The 20,788-nt window shown below is 74.8% G+C and carries 20 protein-coding genes; 9 read left to right on the top strand and 11 right to left on the bottom strand.

All coding sequences use genetic code 11. The annotated features are described in order from the left end of the window. Positions 1 to 3 precede the first annotated feature (3 nt). Both aroA and ACWPWW_RS05635 read right to left on the bottom strand, forming a co-directional pair. Entirely contained in the window at positions 4 to 1,320 is a 1,317-nt protein-coding gene (gene aroA / locus ACWPWW_RS05640; RefSeq protein ID WP_454049355.1) for a 3-phosphoshikimate 1-carboxyvinyltransferase, read from the bottom strand. A gap of 61 nt (positions 1,321 to 1,381) precedes the next feature. Then, positions 1,382 to 1,960, bottom strand: coding sequence for a DoxX family protein (locus tag ACWPWW_RS05635; RefSeq protein WP_454049354.1), 579 nt, complete (start codon positions 1,958 to 1,960; stop codon positions 1,382 to 1,384). Between the two features lie 114 nt (positions 1,961 to 2,074). Between ACWPWW_RS05635 and ACWPWW_RS05630 the strand changes: the two genes are divergently transcribed. Beyond that, complete coding sequence (locus tag ACWPWW_RS05630; protein ID WP_454049353.1) at positions 2,075 to 2,842, top strand: sigma-70 family RNA polymerase sigma factor; 768 nt, start codon at positions 2,075 to 2,077, stop codon at positions 2,840 to 2,842. Further along, the gene (gene rsrA / locus ACWPWW_RS05625; RefSeq protein WP_454049352.1) at positions 2,839 to 3,141 is read left to right on the top strand and encodes a mycothiol system anti-sigma-R factor; all 303 of its coding nucleotides are present in this window, start codon (positions 2,839 to 2,841) and stop codon (positions 3,139 to 3,141) included. The genes ACWPWW_RS05630 and rsrA overlap by 4 nt, the downstream gene beginning before the upstream one ends. Before the next feature lie 86 nt (positions 3,142 to 3,227). On the opposite strand, the gene ACWPWW_RS05620 is transcribed toward rsrA, so the two are convergent. After that, entirely contained in the window at positions 3,228 to 3,302 is a 75-nt protein-coding gene (locus tag ACWPWW_RS05620; protein ID WP_123371254.1) for a 50S ribosomal protein bL37, read from the bottom strand. Positions 3,303 to 3,440: 138 nt separating this feature from the next. Here ACWPWW_RS05620 and ACWPWW_RS05615 point away from each other — a divergent pair, with 138 nt between their 5' ends. The 3 genes from ACWPWW_RS05615 to ACWPWW_RS05605 all read left to right on the top strand — a co-directional run bounded on the left by ACWPWW_RS05615 (position 3,441) and on the right by ACWPWW_RS05605 (position 6,094). Next, a complete protein-coding gene (locus tag ACWPWW_RS05615) occupies positions 3,441 to 4,529 on the top strand; it encodes a type IV pilus twitching motility protein PilT (protein ID WP_454049351.1) in 1,089 nt (362 codons plus the stop codon). Positions 4,530 to 4,619: 90 nt separating this feature from the next. Continuing rightward, complete coding sequence (locus ACWPWW_RS05610) at positions 4,620 to 5,486, top strand: DUF4097 family beta strand repeat-containing protein (protein ID WP_454049350.1); 867 nt, start codon at positions 4,620 to 4,622, stop codon at positions 5,484 to 5,486. Next, complete coding sequence (locus tag ACWPWW_RS05605) at positions 5,486 to 6,094, top strand: PadR family transcriptional regulator (protein WP_454049349.1); 609 nt, start codon at positions 5,486 to 5,488, stop codon at positions 6,092 to 6,094. Before ACWPWW_RS05610 ends, ACWPWW_RS05605 begins: the two co-directional genes overlap by 1 nt. On the opposite strand, the gene ACWPWW_RS05600 is transcribed toward ACWPWW_RS05605, so the two are convergent. Together ACWPWW_RS05600 and ACWPWW_RS05595 are read right to left on the bottom strand one after the other, a co-directional pair. Further along, positions 6,095 to 6,694: a GDSL-type esterase/lipase family protein gene (locus ACWPWW_RS05600; protein ID WP_454049348.1), complete on the bottom strand. Its 600-nt coding sequence runs from the start codon at positions 6,692 to 6,694 to the stop codon at positions 6,095 to 6,097. A 110-nt stretch (positions 6,695 to 6,804) separates the two neighbouring features. Then, a complete protein-coding gene (locus tag ACWPWW_RS05595) occupies positions 6,805 to 6,960 on the bottom strand; it encodes a hypothetical protein (RefSeq protein ID WP_454049347.1) in 156 nt (51 codons plus the stop codon). Positions 6,961 to 7,054: 94 nt separating this feature from the next. On the opposite strand from ACWPWW_RS05595, the gene ACWPWW_RS05590 reads away from it, so the two are divergent. Then, complete coding sequence (locus ACWPWW_RS05590; RefSeq protein ID WP_454049346.1) at positions 7,055 to 8,044, top strand: GlxA family transcriptional regulator; 990 nt, start codon at positions 7,055 to 7,057, stop codon at positions 8,042 to 8,044. Between the two features lie 72 nt (positions 8,045 to 8,116). On the opposite strand, the gene ACWPWW_RS05585 is transcribed toward ACWPWW_RS05590, so the two are convergent. Continuing rightward, entirely contained in the window at positions 8,117 to 12,178 is a 4,062-nt protein-coding gene (locus ACWPWW_RS05585) for a multifunctional oxoglutarate decarboxylase/oxoglutarate dehydrogenase thiamine pyrophosphate-binding subunit/dihydrolipoyllysine-residue succinyltransferase subunit (protein ID WP_454049345.1), read from the bottom strand. A 162-nt stretch (positions 12,179 to 12,340) separates the two neighbouring features. Then, the gene (locus ACWPWW_RS05580) at positions 12,341 to 13,633 is read right to left on the bottom strand and encodes a Bcr/CflA family efflux MFS transporter (protein ID WP_454049344.1); all 1,293 of its coding nucleotides are present in this window, start codon (positions 13,631 to 13,633) and stop codon (positions 12,341 to 12,343) included. Between the two features lie 110 nt (positions 13,634 to 13,743). Here ACWPWW_RS05580 and ACWPWW_RS05575 point away from each other — a divergent pair, with 110 nt between their 5' ends. Further along, positions 13,744 to 14,256 carry a MarR family winged helix-turn-helix transcriptional regulator gene (locus ACWPWW_RS05575; protein WP_454049343.1) on the top strand — a complete coding sequence of 171 codons (513 nt, stop codon included), beginning with the start codon at positions 13,744 to 13,746 and terminating at the stop codon, positions 14,254 to 14,256. Here the strand turns inward: ACWPWW_RS05575 and ACWPWW_RS05570 are convergent. The 4 genes from ACWPWW_RS05570 to ACWPWW_RS05555 form a co-directional block, all read right to left on the bottom strand. Further along, positions 14,249 to 15,058: an ABC transporter permease gene (locus ACWPWW_RS05570; protein ID WP_454049342.1), complete on the bottom strand. Its 810-nt coding sequence runs from the start codon at positions 15,056 to 15,058 to the stop codon at positions 14,249 to 14,251. The genes ACWPWW_RS05575 and ACWPWW_RS05570 overlap by 8 nt on opposite strands. Beyond that, positions 15,055 to 16,056: an ABC transporter ATP-binding protein gene (locus ACWPWW_RS05565; protein WP_454049341.1), complete on the bottom strand. Its 1,002-nt coding sequence runs from the start codon at positions 16,054 to 16,056 to the stop codon at positions 15,055 to 15,057. Before ACWPWW_RS05565 ends, ACWPWW_RS05570 begins: the two co-directional genes overlap by 4 nt. An 89-nt stretch (positions 16,057 to 16,145) precedes the next feature. Further along, the gene (locus ACWPWW_RS05560) at positions 16,146 to 17,228 is read right to left on the bottom strand and encodes a sensor histidine kinase (RefSeq protein ID WP_454049340.1); all 1,083 of its coding nucleotides are present in this window, start codon (positions 17,226 to 17,228) and stop codon (positions 16,146 to 16,148) included. Further along, on the bottom strand, positions 17,225 to 18,010 hold the full coding sequence (locus ACWPWW_RS05555) for a response regulator transcription factor (protein ID WP_454049339.1): 786 nt from the start codon (positions 18,008 to 18,010) through the stop codon (positions 17,225 to 17,227). Before ACWPWW_RS05555 ends, ACWPWW_RS05560 begins: the two co-directional genes overlap by 4 nt. 201 nt (positions 18,011 to 18,211) lie before the next feature. Between ACWPWW_RS05555 and ACWPWW_RS05550 the strand changes: the two genes are divergently transcribed. Both ACWPWW_RS05550 and ACWPWW_RS05545 read left to right on the top strand, forming a co-directional pair. Then, positions 18,212 to 19,540 (top strand): hemolysin family protein, encoded by a 1,329-nt coding sequence (locus ACWPWW_RS05550; RefSeq protein ID WP_454049338.1) that lies wholly within the window; start codon positions 18,212 to 18,214, stop codon positions 19,538 to 19,540. Beyond that, positions 19,537 to 20,583, top strand: coding sequence for a hemolysin family protein (locus tag ACWPWW_RS05545; RefSeq protein WP_454049337.1), 1,047 nt, complete (start codon positions 19,537 to 19,539; stop codon positions 20,581 to 20,583). Before ACWPWW_RS05550 ends, ACWPWW_RS05545 begins: the two co-directional genes overlap by 4 nt. Positions 20,584 to 20,788: the final 205 nt, after the last annotated feature.

Genomic DNA, 20,788 nt, shown 5'->3' with positions numbered 1-20,788 from the left:
CGGTCACGCGAGCATGCCGTCCCACAGCCCGACGAAGTCGGGGATGGTCTTGGCGGTGGTGGCGACGTCCTCGACCAGCACGCCGGGCACGGCCAGGCCGAGCAGGGCGCCGAACGTGGCCATCCGGTGGTCGGCGTAGGTGCGGACGGTGCCGCCGTGCAGCGGGCGCGGGGTGATGACGAGGCCGTCGGCGGTCTGCTCGGCCTGCCCGCCGAGGCGGGTGATCTCCGCGGACAGGGCAGCGAGCCGATCGGTCTCGTGCCCGCGCAGGTGTGCGATGCCGCGCAGCCGGGTGGGGGAGTCCGCCAGCGCGGCGAGCGCGGCGATGGTCGGGGCGATCTCGCCGGCGGCGTGCAGGTCCAGGTCGACGCCCCGGACGCGGCCGGTGCCGGTGACGGCGAGGAGGTCGCCGTCGAGGCGCGTCGTCGCGCCCATCTGCTCGAGGATCCCCGGGAGCAGGCCGCCGGGCTGCGTCGTCGCCGCGGGCCAGCCCGGGACGCGGACGGTGCCGCCGGTCACCAGCGCGGCGCAGAGGAACGGGGCCGCGTTCGACAGGTCGGGCTCGACGCGGACGTCGCGGGCCGCGATCGGGCCCGGCTCGACGCGCCAGATGGTCGGCCGGGAGTCGTCGACGGCGACGCCCGCCGCCCGCAGCACGGCGACGGTCATCTCGATGTGCGGCAGGCTCGGCAGCGTCGGGCCGGTGTGCCGGATGGTCAGCCCCTGGTCGAACCGGGCGGCGGTGAGCAGCAGGCCGGAGACGAACTGCGACGAGCCCGACGCGTCCACGTCCACGCTGCCGCCGCGCACCGCGCCGGTGCCGGTGACCGTGAACGGGAGGAACCCCGGCGCGCCGTGCTGCTCCACGCCGACGCCCAGCGCCCGCAGCGCGGTGAGCACCGGACCCATCGGCCGCACCCGGGCACCGGCGTCGCCGTCGAACCGCACCGCGCCGTCGGCCAGCGCGGCGACGGCCGGCAGGAACCGCATGACCGTGCCGGCGAGCCCGCAGTCGACCGTGCGCGGGCCGCGGAACGGGCCCGGCGTGACGACCCAGTCGCCGGGGGATGCGGGGTCGTCCTCGATGCCGGTGCCGAGGTCGCGCAGGGCCTGGGCCATCAGGAGCGTGTCGCGCGAGCGCAGCGCCCCCCGCAGCCGGCCGGGGCCGTCGGCGAGCGCGGCGAGCACCAGGTACCGGTTGGTCAGGCTCTTCGAGCCCGGCACCTCGACGGTCGCGTCGAGGGGACGGTCCGCGGTGGGTGCCGGCCAGTCGGGCGTGGTCGCGTCCGGCGCGGGGGCGACGTCGGGGCTGGTGCTCATGAGGGCCAGGCTATCGGCCCGGTCCGTCCTGCCCCGTCGCCGTCCGCGGCTGCCGGTCGGCTCAGCGGACCGTGTCCGCGATCTTCTTCGAGGCGGCCTTCTTCGCCGCGGCGGCGGTGGCCGCGGCGGCCGCCGCCTTCGCGGTCGCCGCACGCGTGGCCCGCGCGTGCTCCACCCGCCACCGCACCCCGGGGCGCCCGGCGGTGTCGGCCGCGGCGATCAGCGCGCCGCCGGACATCGACAGCCCGCGCAGGAACCGGGCCTTGCGCTCCTTCTTGTCCTGCTCGCTCAGGTGCGCCCGCTCCTTGCGGGAGGCCGGTGCGTCGGCGGCCGCCAGCGGCAGGGTCAGCGCCGCGAGGGCCAGCGCGGCGGCGCGGGGCGCGCGGCCGGTGGCGAGCAGCAGCGCGGCCAGCGCGGTCGCGGCGCCGTGCGCGCGCACGACGGTGGTCAGCTGCGCGTCCGACGGGTGCCGGTACGCGTCCAGCGCCCCGCCGAGGGCGCCGGAGGGGACGCTCGAGGTCAGCCGGTCGACGGCTCCGCGCGCGACGGCGACGTGCGCGGCGGGCCGGCGCAGGGCGTCGACCCCCTCGCTCAGGAACCACGAGGCGAAGAGCGGTCGGGCGATGCGGCGCAGCAGCATGGGGTCCTCCTCCGGGTCGTCCGCGGGCACGGACGCCTGCCGCCCAAACTATCGGGCCGCGAACCTGTGCGCTGCCCGGGAATGCACGGGGCCGCGGACGACGTTGTGCAGGCCATGAGCTGTTCCACCCTCGACCGACCGGCGGCCGTCGCCGCGCCGGGCGGCGTCGCCGTGCTGACGCGCCCCGTGGCCGACGGCGCGCACCCCGTACTCGGACTAGGCTCCGAGGTGATGAGCGAGGACACCACACGCGCCCCCGAGTCCGAGGACGACGCGGCGCGCAGCGAGCGGTTCGAGGCCGAGGCGCTGGTCTACCTGGACCAGCTCTACGGCGCTGCGCTGCGCATGACCCGGAACCCGTCCGACGCCGAGGACCTCGTGCAGGAGACGTTCGCGAAGGCGTTCGCCGCGTTCCACCAGTACCGGCCCGGCACGAACCTCAAGGCGTGGCTGTACCGGATCCTCACCAACACCTTCATCAACTCGTACCGCAAGAAGCAGCGCGAGCCGCAGCAGTCGCAGGCGGACGAGATCGAGGACTGGCAGATCGCGCGCGCCGAGTCGCACACGTCGACCGGTCTGCGCTCCGCCGAGGCCGAGGCGCTGGACCACCTGCCGGACTCCGACGTGAAGGACGCGCTCGCGCGGCTTCCCGAGGAGTTCCGGATCGCGGTGTACCTCGCGGACGTCGAGGGCTTCGCGTACAAGGAGATCGCCGAGATCATGGGCACCCCGATCGGGACCGTGATGTCGCGGCTGCACCGGGGCCGCGGCCAGCTGCGCGACATGCTGGCCGACTACGCCCGCGGGCGTGGTCTGGTGGCGTCGGCTCCGGCCGGCGGGGAGTCGACCGGGACGGGATCTGCGAGGAGGGCGCGATGACGGGCTGGGACGCCGCGGAGGGGACCCCTGCGACCGACGAGGTCGAGGAGGGCTGCGGCCCGAACTGCGAGCAGGCGCTGGGCCGGCTGTTCGCCTACGTCGACCGCGAGCTGGAGTCCGGTGACGCCGCACAGGTGCGTGCGCACATCGAGGACTGCCGGCCGTGCCTGGACGAGATGGCCGTGGAGACGATGCTCAAGGAGCTGGTCAAGCGGTGCTGCCAGGAGCAGGCGCCGGCGGACCTGCGGGTGAAGATCCACGCCCAGCTGACGACGCTGCGGGTGACCCGGACGGTCTGACCCCCGGCAGGACCACGAGCACAACGAAGGGCCCGGTGCGATCGCACCGGGCCCTTCGTGCCGTGTGCGGCTGCGCCGCCCGACGCTCAGGCGTTGGGGCGCTTGCCGTGGTTGGCCGAGCTCCCGGCACGGGAACGGCGCTTGCGACCACGCTTGCTCATCGATCTCTCCCTGGTCAGGCATTCCGGCCGGACGAGGAGGTGCCCCGACGGCCCAGTGACTCCCCATCGTCCCACATCCCGGCGGCCCGACCGCACCGACCGTTCAAGGACCGGCTCGTTCCGGCCGATGGAGAACCTGTGAGCGACCAGCCCCAGTCCGTCGTCCCCCTCCTGCACGCCCTGGCCCAGGCGGGCGGGTCCGACCTGCACGTCAAGGTCGGGTCCGAGCCGCGCGTGCGCGTGGACGGGCGCCTGCGCCGGCTGCAGGTGCCGTCGCTGTCGCCCCGCGACACCGAGCACATGCTGGGCGAGGTGCTGCCCGACGACCTCACGGAGACGTTCGTGCGGACGCACGAGGCCGACTTCGCCTTCTCGCTGTCGGGCGTCGGCCGGTTCCGCGTGAACGCGTACCAGGCTCGCGGGACCTACGGCATGGTGTTCCGCCTGGTCGGGATGGGCGCGCAGTCGCTGTCCGAGCTGACGCTGCCGCCCGTGCTGGGCGAGCTGGCGCTGGAGCCCCGTGGCCTGGTGCTGGTCACCGGCCCGACGGGTTCCGGCAAGACCACCACGCTGGCGTCGATGATCGACCTGATCAACACGACGCGCGAGGCCAACATCGTGACGATCGAGGACCCGATCGAGGTCCTGCACCCGGACAAGCGCGGCATCGTGTCGCAGCGCGAGATCCGCCAGGACACCGCGGACTTCACGGTCGCCCTGCGTGCCGCGATGCGCCAGGACCCGGACGTGATCTTCGTCGGCGAGATGCGCGACGTGGAGACGGTGCGGGCGGCGCTGTCCGCGGCCGAGACCGGTCACCTGGTGCTGTCCACGCTGCACACCATCGACGCGGCGGAGTCGATCAACCGCATCGTCGACTTCTTCCCGCCGCACGAGCAGCAGCAGATCCGCGTCGCGCTGGCGCAGGCGCTGCGCGGGATCGTCTCCCAGCGGCTCGCCCGCCGCGCCGACGGGCAGGGCCGGATCGCCGTCGTCGAGGTGATGGTGAACACCGGTCGCACCGCCGAGGCCATCGTCGACCCGTCGTCGAGCGAGCCGCTGCTGGACCTGATCCGGCAGGGCGACTACTACCAGATGCAGACCTTCGACCAGCACCTGGTGCGCCTGGTGGCGGACGGCACGGTGACCTACGACGAGGCGCTCGGGGTGGCCACGAACCCGCAGGACCTCACCGTCGAGCTGCGTTCGGTGGGTCTCATCGCCTGACGGCCGGCCCGGGGACCTGCCCTTGTCGGGAGCGGGGTCGCGCTATAGCGTGACAACACGCGATATATCTCGACGAAGAGGGAGTGCGCCATGGCCACGGAGTCCTGGGTCGTCATCGGACCGCAGATCATCGAGCTCGAGGACGTGCGCTCGCTGCGGGTGCAGGTCAACGGCGGCCGCGTCGACGTGGTCGCGCACGACGACCCGACGCTGACGACGACCCGGCTCGAGGTGCACCGGGTCGACGGCCTGCCGCTCGAGGTCACCTACGCCGACGGGGCGCTGTGGGCGGGCGTCCGCTCGGTGACCGGCCTCGACGGGTTCCTCGACCGGCTCCGCGGCCCGCACCAGCGGGACAGCGTGGACGTGCACCTGGCCGTGCCGCGCTCGGTCGCCGCGTCGGTCAGCTCGGTGAACGCCGACCTGCTGCTGGCCGGGCTCGCGCAGGACGCCACCGCCTCCACCGTGGGCGGCGCGATCCTCACGGACGGCACCCACGGGGCGCTGTCGGTGAAAAGCGTCTCGTCGGACGTGACCGTCCGCGACCACACGGGCGACCTCTCCGTCGGCACGGTCTCCGGCGCGGCGACCTCCTCCGGCGCGCTGTCGCGGGTCACGGTGACCACGGTGTCCGGCGAGGTCACGCTGGACTGCCTGTCCGCCAGCTCCGTCTGCCACGTGCGGACCGTCTCCGGCGACGTCGCCGTGCGGCTGCCCGCGGGGCACGGGGTGGGCGTCGAGGCGCGCAGCGTCTCCGGCCGCGTGGTGGTCGACGGCGTCGAGCACGGCGACCGTCGCCCCGGCCGGACCAGCGTCGACCTGCGCGACGACCGCGCCACCTGCTTCGTGTACTCCCAGACGGTGTCCGGCCACCTCACCGTGCTGCACGGCGCCCCGCTCGCGGAGCCCGTGGTGGACGCGGGGGAGCCGGCAGGGGGTCCGGCGGGCCGCGCCTGATGGCCGTCTTCGCGCACGGGCAGCTGCGGCTGTACCTGCTGCACCTGCTCGAGGCCGGGCCGCGGCACGGGTACGAGCTGATCACCGCGCTCTCGGAGCGGTTCGGCGGTACCTACCGGCCGAGCGCGGGCACGGTGTACCCGCGGCTCGCCCGGCTCGAGGAGGAGGGGCTGGTCGAGCGCGCCGCGGCGGGGCGCAAGACGCTCTACTCGCTCACCGCGCGGGGCCGGGCGGAGGTCGACGCGCACCGCGCGGAGCTCGTGGCGCTGGAGCAGGAGATCGCCGCCACGGTGCGGGAGCTCGCCGCCCGGGTGCGGGACGAGGTCGCCGGGTCGATGGCCGGGCTGCGGGCGGACCTGGCGGCGGCCGCGCAGCAGGCACGGGCCACCGCGCAGGTCGGCGGTCGGGACGCCCGGGCGGGGGCCGCCGGCGCGGCGCGGGCCCGGCGGTCGGAGATCGACGCGGAGCTGGCGGCGTTCCGGGCCGAGGTCCGGGCCGCGGTCCGGGAGTCCGAGGCGCTGGGCGGGCCCTCGCCGCTCACCGCCGACACCGTCCGGACGGTGCTGGCCAGCGCCCGCGCCGCCATCCGGTCGACCTTGCCGCGCTAGCTAGACCACGTCCTCCGGCAGGCCGAGCCAGGCGTTCCAGTGCGAGTGCAGCACCAGCCACGCCATCAGGCCGTAGCCGGCCTGGCCGGGCAGCGACCCGTCGCCGGCGGCGAGGTCGGCCAGCCACTGCTCGTGCCCCGCGAGCGGCGCGAAGGTGTCGACGTACGGCACGCGGCGGCGCGTGGTGACGTCGGCGAACGCGGCGGACAGGTCGGCGAGCGCGGTCGGGTCGACGCCGGCGCCGGGCGGCGGGCCCACGACGAAGGCGGGCATCCGGCGCTGCTCGGCGGCGTCGAGGACGTTCGCCAGGTTGAGGCGGCTGCGGGCGAGGGACAGCCCGGCCAGCGCGTCCGCCCGGCCGAGCGCGACGACCAGCCGGGTGTCGGCCTCAGCGGAGGCGCGGCGGCCGACCTCGTCCTCCCAGCGGGCCGAGAGGCCCGAGGTGGTCTCGCCGGGGACGGCCAGGGTGAGGACCGTCGGCGGCACCGGGGTGGCCGTGCGGGCGGCGACCCGGCCGACCCAGCCCAGCGCCCGGGGGTCCCCGGCGCCCGCGGCCAGCTCGTCCCCGACCACCACCAGGCGCAGCGGCAGCTCGCCCACGTCCGTCCCCGTCCTGTCGTCCGACCGATCGCGCACGACCCGCGGCTGCGGGCGGCGTGCGCGCCCAGTCTCGCAGCCGGACGGCGGGGGTGCCTCGACCGACGCGCGCCTCAGGGCAGGTAGGAGCCGGTGCCGTCCGTCCAGTCGTGGCGGTCGCGGGGCGGGCTCCGGTGCCCCAGGCCGTCGGTACGCAGCCAGTCGTACAGCCGGGCCCCGAGCCAGGCGGTGAGGGTCAGCAGGGCCAGGACGAGGATCAACGTGGTCATGGCAGAAATCCTGCTCGTGTCGAGGAGCCGCCACGAGTGGCAGAACCGTCCGATCCCATCGACATCCCGCCAGTCGCATGGCAGGCTCGCTCCCATGCTGCAGCGAGTCGCCGCGATCGCGGTCAACGGGGTGTCGGCCTTCGAGCTCGGGCTGGTCTGCGAGGTGTTCGGCATCGACCGCTCGGACACCGGCGGCCCCGTCTTCGACTTCACGCTGTGCACGCCCGAGCCCGGCCGCGTCGCCATGGAGCCCGGGCTCGCCGTCGAGGTGACGGCGGGGCTCGAGGTCGCCGCCGACGCCGACCTGGTCGTGTTCCTGCCGTACAAGGCGCCGTACGAGCTGCCCGACGCCGCCCGTGACGCCCTGCGCGCCGCGCACGACCGGGGCGCCTGGGTGATGAGCATCTGCTCGGGCACGTTCGCGCTGGGGGAGGCCGGGCTGCTCGACGGCCGCCGGTGCACCACGCACTGGATGTACGCCGACGACCTGCAGCGCCGGTACCCGACGGCCGAGGTCGACCCGGCCGTGCTCTACGTCGAGGACCGCGGCGTGATCAGCAGCGCGGGCACCGCCGCCGGGATCGACGCCTGCCTGCACCTGGTCCGCCGCGAGCTCGGCGCGCAGCAGGCCGCGGCGGTCGCCCGGCGCATGGTCGTGCCGCCGCACCGGGACGGCGGGCAGGCGCAGTACGTCGACACCCCGCTGCCGTGCGACGCCGACACCCTGGCCCCGCTGCTCGCGTGGATGGTCGAGCACCTCGACGCCGAGCTCACCGTGCCCGAGCTCGCCGCGCGTGCGCTGATGTCCGAGCGCACGTTCGCCCGCCGGTTCCGGGCCGAGACCGGCACGACGCCCGCCGCCTGGGTCACCCGCCAGCGGCTGGTGCGGGCGCAGGAGATGCTCGAGCGGACCTCGGCCGGCGTCGACGAGGTCGCCCGGGTCAGCGGGTTCGGCAGCGCCGCGATCCTGCGGCACCACTTCGCGCGGGTGCTCGGCACCAACCCGCAGGCGTACCGCCGCCAGTTCGCGTGCACGGACGAGGCCGAGGCCGCCGCCGACCGCGCTGAACCGGCCGTCGCCTGACGGGACCCCCGCCGCCCCCGGCCCGAGCCGCCGAGGTAGTGCGTTCCGCTCGAGGTAGTGCGCGGTGTCGCACTACCTCGGCAGGTTCGCACTACCTCGGCGTCGGAGCCCGTGGGGGGCCGGACGGAGCCCGTGGGGGGCAGGCGGGCGGGCGGGCGCGTGACGCGCCGGGTGGGTCAGCGGGCGAACGCGGCGGTCAGGAGCCTCCGCCTGCTCGGCCTGGTGCGCCCTGGCGGAGCCGGCGGCCGTGGACGCGGACGCCGGGCGGGAGACGGACCGCACCGGTGCACCGACGACCGGGGGCAGCGCGAGCGAGACGTACGCCCACGGGCCCTGGTTGCGCGGCTCGTCCTGCACCCACACCAGCTCGGCGCCGTCGAACGGCGCGAGCGAGGCCCGGATGCCCTCGTGGTCGAGCGGGTACAGCTGCTCGAGCCGGAGGATCGCGGTGCGGTCGTCGCCGAGCTTCTCCCGCTGCGCGACGAGGTCCCAGTAGACCTTGCCGGAGCAGAGCAGGACGCGGTCGACGCGGGCGGCGTTCTCCGCGGCCACCGGGTCGCCGATCACCGGGCGGAACGTGCCCGAGGTGAAGTCCTCGATCTGCGACGCGCCGGCCTTCAGGCGGAGCATCGACTTGGGCGTGAACACCACCATCGGGCGCCGCGGCCGGGCGTAGGCCTGGCGGCGCAGCAGGTGGAAGTACGACGCGGGCGTGGTCGGCTGCGCGACCGTCATGTTGCCCTCGGCGCACATCTGCAGGAACCGCTCGATGCGGGCGGACGAGTGGTCCGGCCCCTGCCCCTCGTAGCCGTGGGGGAGCAGCAGCACGACGGACGAGTGCTGGCCCCACTTCTGCTCGGCGGAGCTGATGAACTCGTCGATGACGGTCTGGGCGCCGTTGACGAAGTCGCCGAACTGCGCCTCCCACAGCACCAGGGCGTCGGGCCGCTCCACGGAGTAGCCGTACTCGAAGCCGAGCGCCGCGTACTCCGACAGGGACGAGTCGTAGATCCAGAACTTGCCCTGGTCCGCCGACAGGTACAGCAGCGGGGTCCACTCGGCGCCGGTCTCCCGGTCGTGCAGCACGGCATGCCGCTGCACGAACGTCCCGCGGCGGGAGTCCTGACCGGCCAGGCGCACCGGGGTGCCCTCGATCAGCAGGGAGCCGAACGCGAGGATCTCGCCGAAGCCCCAGTCGATGCCGCCCTCGCGGGACATCTGCTCCCGCTTGGCGAGCAGCTGCGCGAGCTTCGGGTGGATGGTGAAGCCCTCGGGGGCGCGGACGTGCGCGGCCCCGATCCGCTCCAGCACCTTGCCCGGGACGGCGGTCTGCCAGCCGATGATGACGCCGGCGTCCTCGCGCTGGGACTCCGGGCGCTCCAGGCCGGCGACGGGCTCGGCGTCCGGCGACGGCGGCGTCCAGCCCTCCTCGCGGGTCTCGGCGAACACGCGCTCGAGCTGCGCCTGGTAGTCGCGCAGGACGTGCTCGGCCTCCTCCAGCGTGATGTCCCCGCGGGACACGAGCGCCTCGGTGTAGAGCTTGCGCACCGACCGCTTGGCCTCGATGAGGTTGTACATCAGCGGCTGCGTCATCGAGGGGTCGTCGCCCTCGTTGTGGCCGCGGCGGCGGTAGCAGACCATGTCGATGATGACGTCGCGGTCGAACTGCTCGCGGTACTCGAACGCGAGCTCGGCGACGCGGACGCAGGCCTCGGGGTCGTCGCCGTTGACGTGGAACACCGGGACCTGCAGGCCCTTGGCGACGTCGGTGGCGTACTGCGAGGACCGCGAGGACGACGGGCCGGTGGTGAAGCCGACCTGGTTGTTGATGACGACGTGGATGGTGCCGCCGGTGCGGTAGCCGCGCAGCTGCGCGAGGTTGAGCGTCTCGAACACGACGCCCTGCCCCGCGAACGCGGCGTCGCCGTGGATGAGGATCGGCAGCACGGAGAAGCCGTCGCCGCCCAGGTCGATCCGGTCCTGCTTGGCCCGGACGATGCCCTCGAGCACCGGGTCGACGGCCTCGAGGTGCGACGGGTTCGCCGCGAGGTACACCCGGGTGGACGCGCCCGACTCGGACTGGAAGACGCCCTCGGTGCCGAGGTGGTACTTCACGTCGCCGGAGCCCTGGACCGACTTCGGGTCCTGGTTGCCCTCGAACTCGCTGAAGATCTGCCCGTAGGACTTGCCGGCGATGTTCGCGAGCACGTTCAGCCGGCCGCGGTGGGCCATGCCGATCGCGACCTCGTCGAGCCCGCCCTCGGCCGCGCGGGACAGGATCGCGTCCAGCAGCGGGATGACGGACTCGCCGCCCTCCAGGGAGAACCGCTTCTGCCCGACGTACTTGGTCTGCAGGAACGTCTCGAACGCCTCGGCGGCGTTGAGGCGCCGCAGGATCCGCAGCTGGTCCTCGCGCGGGGTGGGGGCGTAGCCCGCCTCCAGGCGCTCCTGCAGCCAGCGCCGCTGGCGCGGGTCCTGCAGGTGCATGTACTCGAAGCCGGTCGTGCGGCAGTACGAGTCGCGGAGCAGGCCGAGCACCTGGCGCAGCGTGGCCCGCGGCTTGCCGGTGAACCCGCCGGTCGGAAACGTCCGGTCCAGGTCCCAGAGCGACAGGCCGTGCGTCTGCACGTCCAGGTCCGGGTGCTTGCGCAGCCGGTAGGCCAGCGGGTCGGTGTCGGCCATCAGGTGGCCGCGCGACCGGTAGGAGTGGATCAGCTCGGCGATCCGGGCCGGCTTGATCGCCTCGGCGTCCGGGTCGGCCGCCTCCTTGACCCAGCGGATCGGCTCGTAGGGCACGCGCAGCGACGCGAACACCCGGTCGTAGAAGCCGTCCTCGCCCAGCAGCTTGCGGGCCAGGATGCGCAGGAAGTCGCCGGACTGGGCGCCCTGGATGATCCGGTGGTCGTAGGTCGAGGTCACCGTGAGGACCTTCGAGACGCCCATCTTGTTGAGCTGCTCGTCGGAGGTGCCCTGGAACTCGGCCGGGTAGTCCATCGCGCCGACGCCGATGATCGTGCCCTGGCCCTGCATCAGGCGCGGCACCGAGTGCACGGTGCCGATGGTGCCCGGGTTGGTCAGCGAGAGCGTGGTCCCCGCGAAGTCGTCGACGCCGAGCTTGCCGCCGCGGGCGCGCCGCACGACGTCCTCGTACGCGGTCCAGAACTGGGCGAAGTCGAGGGTCTCGGCCTTCTTGATGCTCGGGACGAGCAGCTGGCGGGTGCCGTCCGGCTTGGCCAGGTCGATGGCGAGGCCGAGGTTGACGTGCGCGGGCGTCAGGACCGCGGGCTTGCCGTCCACCTGCGTGTAGGCGCTGTTCATCGCCGGCATCTCGCCGACCGCCTCGACCAGCGCGAAGCCGATCAGGTGCGTGAACGAGATCTTGCCGCCCCGGCCGCGGGCCAGGTGGTTGTTGATGACGATCCGGTTGTCCACCAGGAGCTTGGCCGGGATCGCGCGCACCGACGTCGCGGTGGGCACGTCGAGGCTGGACTCCATGTTGGTGACGACCCGGGCCGCGGGACCGCGCAGGCGGGCGACCTCGTCGGCGGCCTCCGGGGCCTCCAGCTCCGCCTCGCGGGCGGCCTTGGCGGCCGGGGCGTACGGGGCCGTGGCGGGCTGCGCCGTGGCCACGGGGGAGGTGACCGGGCTCGGCTCCGGGTCCCGCGGCGCGGGCTGCTCCTGCGGCCGGGTCGCCGTGGGCGTCGGCGCGGGCGGGACGGGAGCGCCGTCGCCGGTGTGCGCGGGCCGGTCGGCGCCGGTGCCCTGCACCGTGCCGGCGCGCTCGCCGGCCGGGGCGGACGCGGGCGCCGGGGCGGGCGCCGGCGGGGCCGCCGCAGGTGCGGGGGCCGCGGGCGCAGCCGGAGCCGGTGCGCTCGCCGCGGCTCCGTCACCGGCCGGCCCGTCGCTGCTCCCGTCCTGCGCGCCCGACGTCGTCGCAGCGGGCGACGAGGGCTTGTAGCCCTCGAAGAACTCCCACCACGCGGGGTCGACCGCGGTCTTGTCCTGGAGGTACTGCTCGTACAGCTCGTCGACGAGCCACGTGTTCGCGCCGAAGTCGGCTCGGTTCACGTCAGGCTCCGCATGCTGGGACACGCGAGGATCGCCCACTTCCTCCGCGGTCACGGACCGCGTCATCGCCGGATCAGTTTCTCCAACCCTACGTCCTGACCGGGCGTCATCTCCCCTCGGGCGCGGCGGCTCGCCGAGGGTTCACACGCTTGTCACACGGGAGGTCCGCCCGGGGTGTCACGCGTGCCATCTGCGCGTCTGCCCCGGGTCTGGTGCAGACCAACTCGGTCATGCGCCGGTCGGGGACCCCGACTCCGGGCGTGCCGTGAGGGCCAGCCGCAGGGCCAGCAGGGCGCCGACGCTGACGACGACCATCGTGACCGCCATGGGGAGCGCGTCGTGCTCGCCGGCCAGGCCGACCAGCGGCGACACCACCGCACCCAGCCCGAACTGCAGGGCGCCCATCACGGCGGAGCCCGTGCCGGCGGCGTGGGCGACCTCGCCGGTGGCGAGCGTCGTGGCGTTGCCGAGCACGAGGCCGAGGGAGCTGACCGCGAGGAAGAGCAGCACGAGCGTCGGCCAGCGGGGGAGGCCCAGCACGACCACGTCGAGCAGCAGCAGGACGCTGAGGGCGGCCAGCGCGGTCACCCCGGCGACGAGGAGCCGGCGCGGGGCGACCCGCGCGACCAGCTGCGCGCTGAGCCCCGCGACGACGGACAGGCCGAGCGCGTTGGCGGCGAACGCGAGCGAGTAGCCGACGACCGACAGGCCGAGCACGTTCTGCAGCACGAACGGGGACGCGGAGATGTAGGCGAACATCGCGGCGAACGAGAGGACCAGCGCGCCGGTCCAGCCGAGGTACCGGCGGTTGGTCAGGACGCTGCGGGCGTCCCGGAGCGTCGCCGCGAGCCCGCCGGAGGTGCGTCGCTCGCGGGGCAGCGTCTCCGGCACCAGGACGAGGACGCCGACCAGCATCAGCGCGCTGAGCCCGGCGAGGATCCCGAACACCCCGCGCCAGCCGACCGCGCCGACCAGGCTGCCGCCGAGCAGCGGGGCGAGGACCGGTGCGACGCCCTGGATGAGCATCATCAGGCCGAACAGCTGGGCGGCGGCCGTCCCGCGCGCCCGGTCGCTGATCACCGCGCGGCTCAGGACCATGCCCGCCGCGCCGCTGAAGCCCTGGAGGAACCGGGCGGCGACGAGGAACGCGATCGACGGCGCGAACGCGCACGCCAGGGCGGCGGCGGCGCACACGGCGGTGCCGGCGACGAGCAGGCCGCGGCGGCCGCGCTGGTCGGAGAGCGGGCCGATCACCAGCTGGCCGAGCGCCAGGCCGATCATGAAGGTGGTGAGCGACAGCTGCACCGCCGAGGCGCTGGTGCCCAGTTCCGTGGCCAGCTGCGGGAACGCCGGCAGGTACATGTCCGTCGCGAGGGGCGCGATCGCGGTGAGGGCGGCGAGGACGGCGGTCGTGGCGAGGGGCAGCGCGTGCCGGGGCGGGGTGGCCCCGGCGGTGGGCTCGGCGGCCTCGACGGGCTCAGCGGGCGCGACGGGCGCAGTGGTGCCCGGTGTGGTGGTCATGGGGTGCTCCGAAGCGGACGGGGCGCGGCGCGGGGGCGCTCGGCCGACCCGAGGAGCATACCTATGAGTTCATATATGTCTAGTCATATGCATCCTGCTAGGCTGCCCGGGTGACCGCCGCCGACGACGACCTGCGCCGCCTCGCCGTCGCGCTCCACGACCTGTCCCGCGCGGTGCGCCAGGCGCAGAGCACGCAGGACGGCCCGCCGCGGCTGCCGCCCACCGAGTTCGAGGTGATGCGCTACGTCGCGGCGCAGCCGGGCACGAGCGTCGGCGGTGCGGCGGCGGCGCTGGACCTGCGGCAGAGCAACGTCAGCGCGGCGGTCCGCGGGCTGGTGGCGCGCGGCCTGGTCGAGCGCACGGCCGACCCGTCCGACGCCCGGGTCGCTCGGCTGCGGCCCACCGAGCTCGCCGAGCGGTACAAGGACCCGGTGGAGGCCGGCTGGGCCCGGACCCTCGCCGCGGCCCTCGCGCACCTGGCGCCCGCCGATGCCGAGGCGGTGCGCCGGGCGGCCGGCCCGCTCGCGCGCCTCGCCGGGCACACGCGCGCCCCCGCCGCCGCACCGGGGACCGGAGGCGACGACGGGGGCGGCGACGGGGGCGCGCCGGGACCCGTCAGGTGATGTCGCGCTTCAGCGTGGTGAGGCGTCCGAGCAGCGCGAGCAGCAGGGCGTACCCGACCAGCACGGCTGCGCCGGCGGCCGGACCGAGCAGGTCGCCCGCGCCGGTGGCCGAGTAGAACGACCCGCCGCTGATGGCCTCCCCGGCGGCGCCGGGCAGGAACTTGCCGACCCCCGCCGTGGCGTCGTTCAGCCCCAGCACGAGGCGCGCGACCGGCTCGACGAACTGGGTGAACGCGAGGACGACCACGATGGCGACCACCTGGTTCGGCATGGCGAACCCGAGGCCGACCCCCACCACGCACCACACCGTCAGGGCCAGCGCGGTGCGGGCGATGATGCCCCAGATCTCCGGGTCGTCGAGCGCGTTGGCCGCGCCGTTGACCGCGAACCCGGCGGCGCCCGCGCCCACGGTCGCCACGGTGCCCACCACGCCGTAGAGCAGGCCCATGGGGACGCTGGCCAGCAGCTTCGCGGTGACGAACCGGTTCCGGTCCGGCTGGGCGAGCAGGGTCGGCGTGAGCGTGCGGTGCCGGAACTCGGCGGTGACCGAGAGCAGGCCCACCAGCAGCGGCAGCGCGTACCCGAGTGACGCGGGCAGCGTGTACACGGCGGTCGCGACGGCCGGTGCGTCCAGCTGGACCGCGTCGCCCGACGCCCCCGTGACGTCGGCCCCGTCGAACGTGAAGGTGAACGCCATCACGGCGCCCAGGAACGCCATGTAGGCGACCATCACGATGAGCAGCACCCACCAGGTGCGGGTGGTGACGATCTTCCGGTACTCGGAGACGAGCGTGTCCTTCATCGCGCACCTCCGGCGGCGGTCGTGGTGTCGGCCGGCGCGCGGACGCCTGGAACCGCGGGTGCGGCGTGGGCCGCGTGCGCACCGTGCGGCGCCGCCGGTGCGGTGAGGCGGAGGAACACGTCCTCCAGCCCGACGCCGTGGGTGGCGAGCTCGTGCAGCTCCAGGCCCGCGCCGAACGCGGCGCGCCCCACGCTCGTCGTGTCCGTGCCGACCAGCTCGGCGACGCCGGGCACCGGGGCCCCGCCCGCGCGCTGCCAGCCGGCGCGTGCGACCAGGGCGTCGAGCGCCGCGGGATCGGGGGAGACGACCCGGACCCGGGGCTCGGCCAGCGCGCTGAGCTCCGCCAGGGTCGAGGCGTGCACCAGGCGGCCGCCGGCGATGATGACGACGTCGTCGACCGTCTGCTGGACCTCGGACAGCACGTGCGAGGAGACCAGCACGGTCCGGCCCTGCGCGGCGAGCGCGCGCAGCAGGTCGCGGAGCCAGCGGATGCCCTCGGGGTCGAGGCCGTTGGCGGGCTCGTCGAGCAGCAGCACGGGCGGGTCGCCGAGCAGCGTGGTCGCCAGCGCGAGGCGCTGCCGCATGCCGAGGGAGAACCCGCCGACGCGGCGCTTCGCGGCGGCGCCCAGGCCGACCAGGTCGAGGACCTCGCCGGCACGGGCGTCCGGCACCCCGGCCTGCGGCGCGTACACGCGCAGGTGGTCGAGCGCCGTGCGCCCGGGATGGAAGTCGGCGGCCTCGAGCGCGGCGCCGACGGTGCGCATCGGGCGCTCGAGGTCGGTGTACCGGCGGCCGCCGATGGTGGCGGTCCCGGCGGTGGGGGCGACCAGGCCCAGCAGCATGCGCAGGGTGGTGGTCTTGCCGGCCCCGTTCGGGCCGAGGAACCCCGTGACCCGGCCGGGGCGGACCGTGAAGCTGAGGTCGTCCACGGCCCGGACCTGGCCGAACGTCTTCGTGAGGTGGCTGACCTCGATGGCGTGCGTGGCGTCGGGTGGCATGCCTCGACCCTAGGAGCCGCGGTCCTCGCGGCGGATCCGCCGCGAGGTGGAACCCGGCCCGGCCGGCGGCTCCGTCGGCAGGCGGAGCGTCAGAACGCGCCGGTCGCGGGCTTCGACTGCCGTCGCGACGGCAGCATCACGCGCATGGTGCAGCCGGAGTCGCTGTCCGCGACCTCGACGGTCCCGCCGTGCAGGGTGACCGCCCACCGGACGATGGACAGCCCCAGCCCGGTGCCGCCCGTGGAGATCTGGCCCGTGATCGCCGGGGTGTTGCCGCGGGCGAACCGCTCGAACACCCGCTGCCGCTGGTCGGCGGCGATGCCGGGACCCGCGTCGACCACGTCCAGCTGCACCCAGCCGCCGGCGCGGTGCGCCTCGAGCCGGACCTCCGCGCCGCGCGGGGAGTGCCGCACCGCGTTCTGCACGAGGTTGGCGACCACCTGGTGCAGGCGCTCGCGGTCGGCGGGCAGCGTGAGGTCGGGCGGGTCGACGACGACGGGGAACGTCAGGTCCTTGGACGACCCGACCAGGCGGCCCTCCTGCGCGGCCTCCTCCAGGAACTGCTGCACCGGGACGTCCGCCACCTGCAGGTCGACCGCCCCCGCCTCCAGCCGCGACAGGTCCAGCAGGGTGGCGACCAGCCGGCTCAGCCGCTGCGTCTGCGCGAGCGCGGCCCGCATCGCCTCGGGGTCGGGGTCGTCGACGCCGTCCACGATGTTCTCCAGCTGCGCCTGCAGCGCCGTGACCGGCGTCCGGAGCTCGTGGGACACGTTCGCCACCATCTCGCGCCGGACCGTGTCGGCCTGCTCCAGGTCGTCCGCCATCCGGTTGAACGCCGTGGCCAGCTCGCCGACCTCGTCCCGGCTGGTCGCGCGCACCCGGCGGCTGTAGTCGCCGGCGGCCATCGCCCGGGCGGCCGAGGTCATCTCCCGCAGTGGCGAGGTCATGCCGCGGGCCAGCACCTGCGTCATCACCAGGGCGATGACGATGACGATCGGGAACGTGCGGGTCGGGCCCAGCGCGTTGTTCAGGCCGATCCAGGTGAGGAACGCGGCCACGAACACCGCCGCGGCCACGAGGACCCCGAGCTTGATCTTGATCGACCGCAGCCGGTCGAGCGGCCGGACGTCCGGCAGCCGCCCGACCCGCCGCTGGTGGCGCGGGACCGTCACGCCGGGCCAGCCCCCGAGCTGCTGCCCGCGGGCTCGAGCGCGTACCCGACGCCGTGCACGGTGCGGATCAGGTCGGCGCCCAGCTTCCTGCGCAAGGCCTTCACATGCGAGTCGACGGTGCGCGTGCCGGAGGCGTCCACCCAGTCCCAGACCTCGGCCAGGAGGCGCTCGCGGGTGAGGACGGTGCGGGGGCTCGCGGCGAGCGCGAGCAGCAGGTCGAACTCGGTCGGGGTGAGGTGCACCTCCTCCCCGGCGCGGTGCACGCGGCGCTGCGCGCGGTCGATCACGACGTCCCCGACGGCGACCGGCGGCTCGGCGTCCGAGGTCCCCGCGGTCAGCTCGGCGGCCAGGGCGGCGCGCTGCTGGCGCCGCAGCAGGGCCTTCACCCGGGCGACGAGCTCCCGCATGGAGAACGGCTTGGTCATGTAGTCGTCCGCGCCGACGCCGAGGCCGATCAGCATGTCGGTCTCGTCGTCCCGCGCGGTGAGCATCAGCACGGGCACCGGCCGGTCGGCCTGGATCCGGCGGCACACCTCGAGGCCGTCGATGCCCGGGAGCATCACGTCGAGCACGACCACGTCGGGGTTCAGCCGCGCGGCCGCGTCGACGGCCTGCAGCCCGTCGCCGACGGTCTCGACCTGCCAGCCCTCGGCCGACAGCCGCCGGGCGACCGCGGTCGCGATGGCGGGCTCGTCCTCGACGACGAGGACCGAGGTGGACGCGGCGCCGGGGGCGCCCGCGGGGGAGCCGGCCGCACCGCCGGGACGGGATGTCGACGTCATCGGGCCAGCGTAGAGCGCGGGTGTGGAGGTTTCGTATGATTGCGCCACCATGAGCAGCTCAAGTCGCTGCCGGCGTCCTGCCCGGGCCGACGAGCCCGGGGGCGACCATGCCGGCCCCTCTTGCCTCCTGACCCTCCTCGCGTGCGGTTTCGCCGCGGCACCCGGGTCCGCCGCCCGGTCCGCCCGCGCCGGGGGTGACCCGTGCTGACCGACTGGCTGCTCGTCGCCCTCGGCGTCGTGCTCACCGCCGGCACCGCGGTGTTCGTCGCCAGCGAGTTCTCGCTCGTCACGCTCGACCCGGGCGTCGTCGAGGGGCAGACCCGCCCCGACGACCGCCGCGGGCAGAGCGTGCTGAAGTCGCTGCGCCGGCTCTCCACGGAGCTGTCCGGCGCCCAGGTCGGCATCACCGTCACCACGGTGCTGCTCGGCTACACGACCCAGCCCGCCGTCAACGCGCTGCTGGCCGAGCCGCTGCAGGGCTCGTTCCTCGGCGCGGCCGCCGGCGGCGCGGTCGCCCTGGTGCTGACGCTGGTGCTGGTGAACGGCTTCTCCATGCTGTTCGGCGAGCTGGTCCCGAAGAACTTCGCGATCAGCCGCCCGCTCGGCACCGCCCGCTGGGTGTCGCCGCTGCAGGCCGGGTTCACGTCGGCGCTGCGCCCGCTGATCACCCTGTTCAACTCGAGCGCCAACGCGCTGCTGCGCCGGTTCGGCGTGGAGCCGCGCGAGGAGCTGTCCGGCGGGCGCTCCCCGCAGGAGCTCGCCGCGCTGGTGAAGCGCTCCGCGCAGGAGGGCACGCTGGACGAGTCGACCGCGACCCTGCTGACCAACTCGATCGAGTTCTCGGAGCTGACCGCCGTCGACGTGATGACCGACCGGCAGCGGGTGGTCGTGCTGCGGCGCGACGACACCGCGACCGAGGTCGTCCGGCTCTCCCGCGAGACCGGGCACTCCCGGTTCCCGGTGATCGGCGACGACTCCGACGACATCGTCGGGCTGGTGCACCTGCGCCGGGCGATCGGCGTGCCGTACGAGCGCCGCGACGAGGTGCCGGCCGCCGCCCTGATGATCGACGCCCCGCGCGTCCCCGAGACCGTGCACCTCGGCCCCCTGCTGGTCGAGCTGCGGGAGCACGGCATGCAGATGGCGGTCGTCGTGGACGAGTACGGCGGCACCTCGGGCGTCGTCACCCTGGAGGACGTCGTCGAGGAGCTGGTGGGCGACGTCGCGGACGAGCACGACCGCCGCCGCACCGCCGCCTCGCGCCGGGCCGACGGGGCCTGGGTCGTCTCCGGGCTGCTGCGTCCCGACGAGCTCGCCGAGACCACGGGACTGGTCGTCCCCGAGGACGGTCCGTACGAGACGCTCGGGGGGCTGGTGATGGCCGCCCTCGGCCGGGTGCCCGCCGAGGGCGACGAGGTGGTGGCCGGCGACGCGCGCCTGCGGGTGGAGTCGATGAGCCGCCGCCGGGTGGAGCGGGTGCTCGTGCAGCGCACCGAGGCCGGCGACCGGGCCGGGGGAGGTGCCGCGTGAGCAACCAGGTGGCTCTCCTGCTCGCGGTCGCCCTGCTGGCCGGCAACGCCTTCTTCGTCGCGGCGGAGTTCGCGATCATCTCCGCGCGCCGCTCGGCGATCGAGCCGCTGGCGCAGGCCGGCGACCGGCGCGCCACGACCGTGCTGTGGGCGATGGAGCACGTGTCGCTCATGCTCGCGTGCGCCCAGCTCGGCGTGACGGTCTGCTCGACCAGCCTCGGCCTGGTGGCGGAGCCCGCGATCGCGCACCTGATCGAGGACCCGCTGCACGCGCTCGGCGTCTCGGAGTCGCTGACGCACCCGATCGCCTTCGTCGTGGCGCTGCTGGTCGTCGTCTACCTGCACGTGGTCCTCGGCGAGATGGTGCCCAAGAACCTCGCCGTGTCGGGACCGGACCGCGCGGTGCTGCTGTTCGGGCCGCCGCTGGTGTGGCTGGCCCGCGTCGTGCGGCCCGTCATCTTCACGCTGAACTGGGTCGCGAACCACGTCCTGCGGCTGTTCCGGGTCGACCCCCGCGACGAGGTCGCCTCCGCCTTCACGGCGCAGGAGGTGCAGTCGATCGTCGAGCAGTCGCAGGCCGAGGGCCTGCTGGTCGACGAGCAGGGCCTGCTGTCGGGCGCGCTGGAGTTCTCCGACCGCACCGCGGCCGACGTGATGGTGCCGCTGGCCGACCTGGTGCCGGTGGCGCCCGACGTCACGCCCGACGACGTCGAGCGGCTGGTGGCGCGCACCGGGTACAGCCGGTTCCCGGTCGTGGGCCGGGACGGCACGCCCACGGGCTACCTGCACGTGAAGGACGTCCTCTACGCGGACGACGAGTCCCGCCGCCTGCCCGTGCCGACGTGGCGGGTGCGCGCGCTCGCGGTCGTCGCGCCGGGCGACGAGGTCGAGGAGGCGCTCGCCGCCATGCAGCGCTCGGGCGTGCACCTGGCCCGCGTCGAGGACGGCGGGCGCGCGGTCGGCGTCGTCTTCCTGGAGGACATCCTCGAGGAGCTGGTCGGCGAGGTCCGCGACGCGATGCAGCGGGGTGCGTTCCGTCACTGAGCTCCGGGGTGGGTACGCCATCCGTGGGACCTACGTCACACGGACGGGTGATCCCGGTGGGTGATCTGCGGCGACACGCCGATGATCCGTCAACTACCCCCGACCGGGGGCTTGGAGGCGGCCGCCCGGCCCGTTACAGTTTCGTGATCGTCTCCCCCCGGACGACCCGGTCGTCGCGAACGTGCGCGCTGCCCGGACGGGGGTG

It is taken from the genome of Cellulomonas sp. Marseille-Q8402, assembly GCF_965119525.1.
Note: the sequence above shows the minus strand (reverse complement) of the source record. Positions and strands in the feature narration are given on the sequence as shown.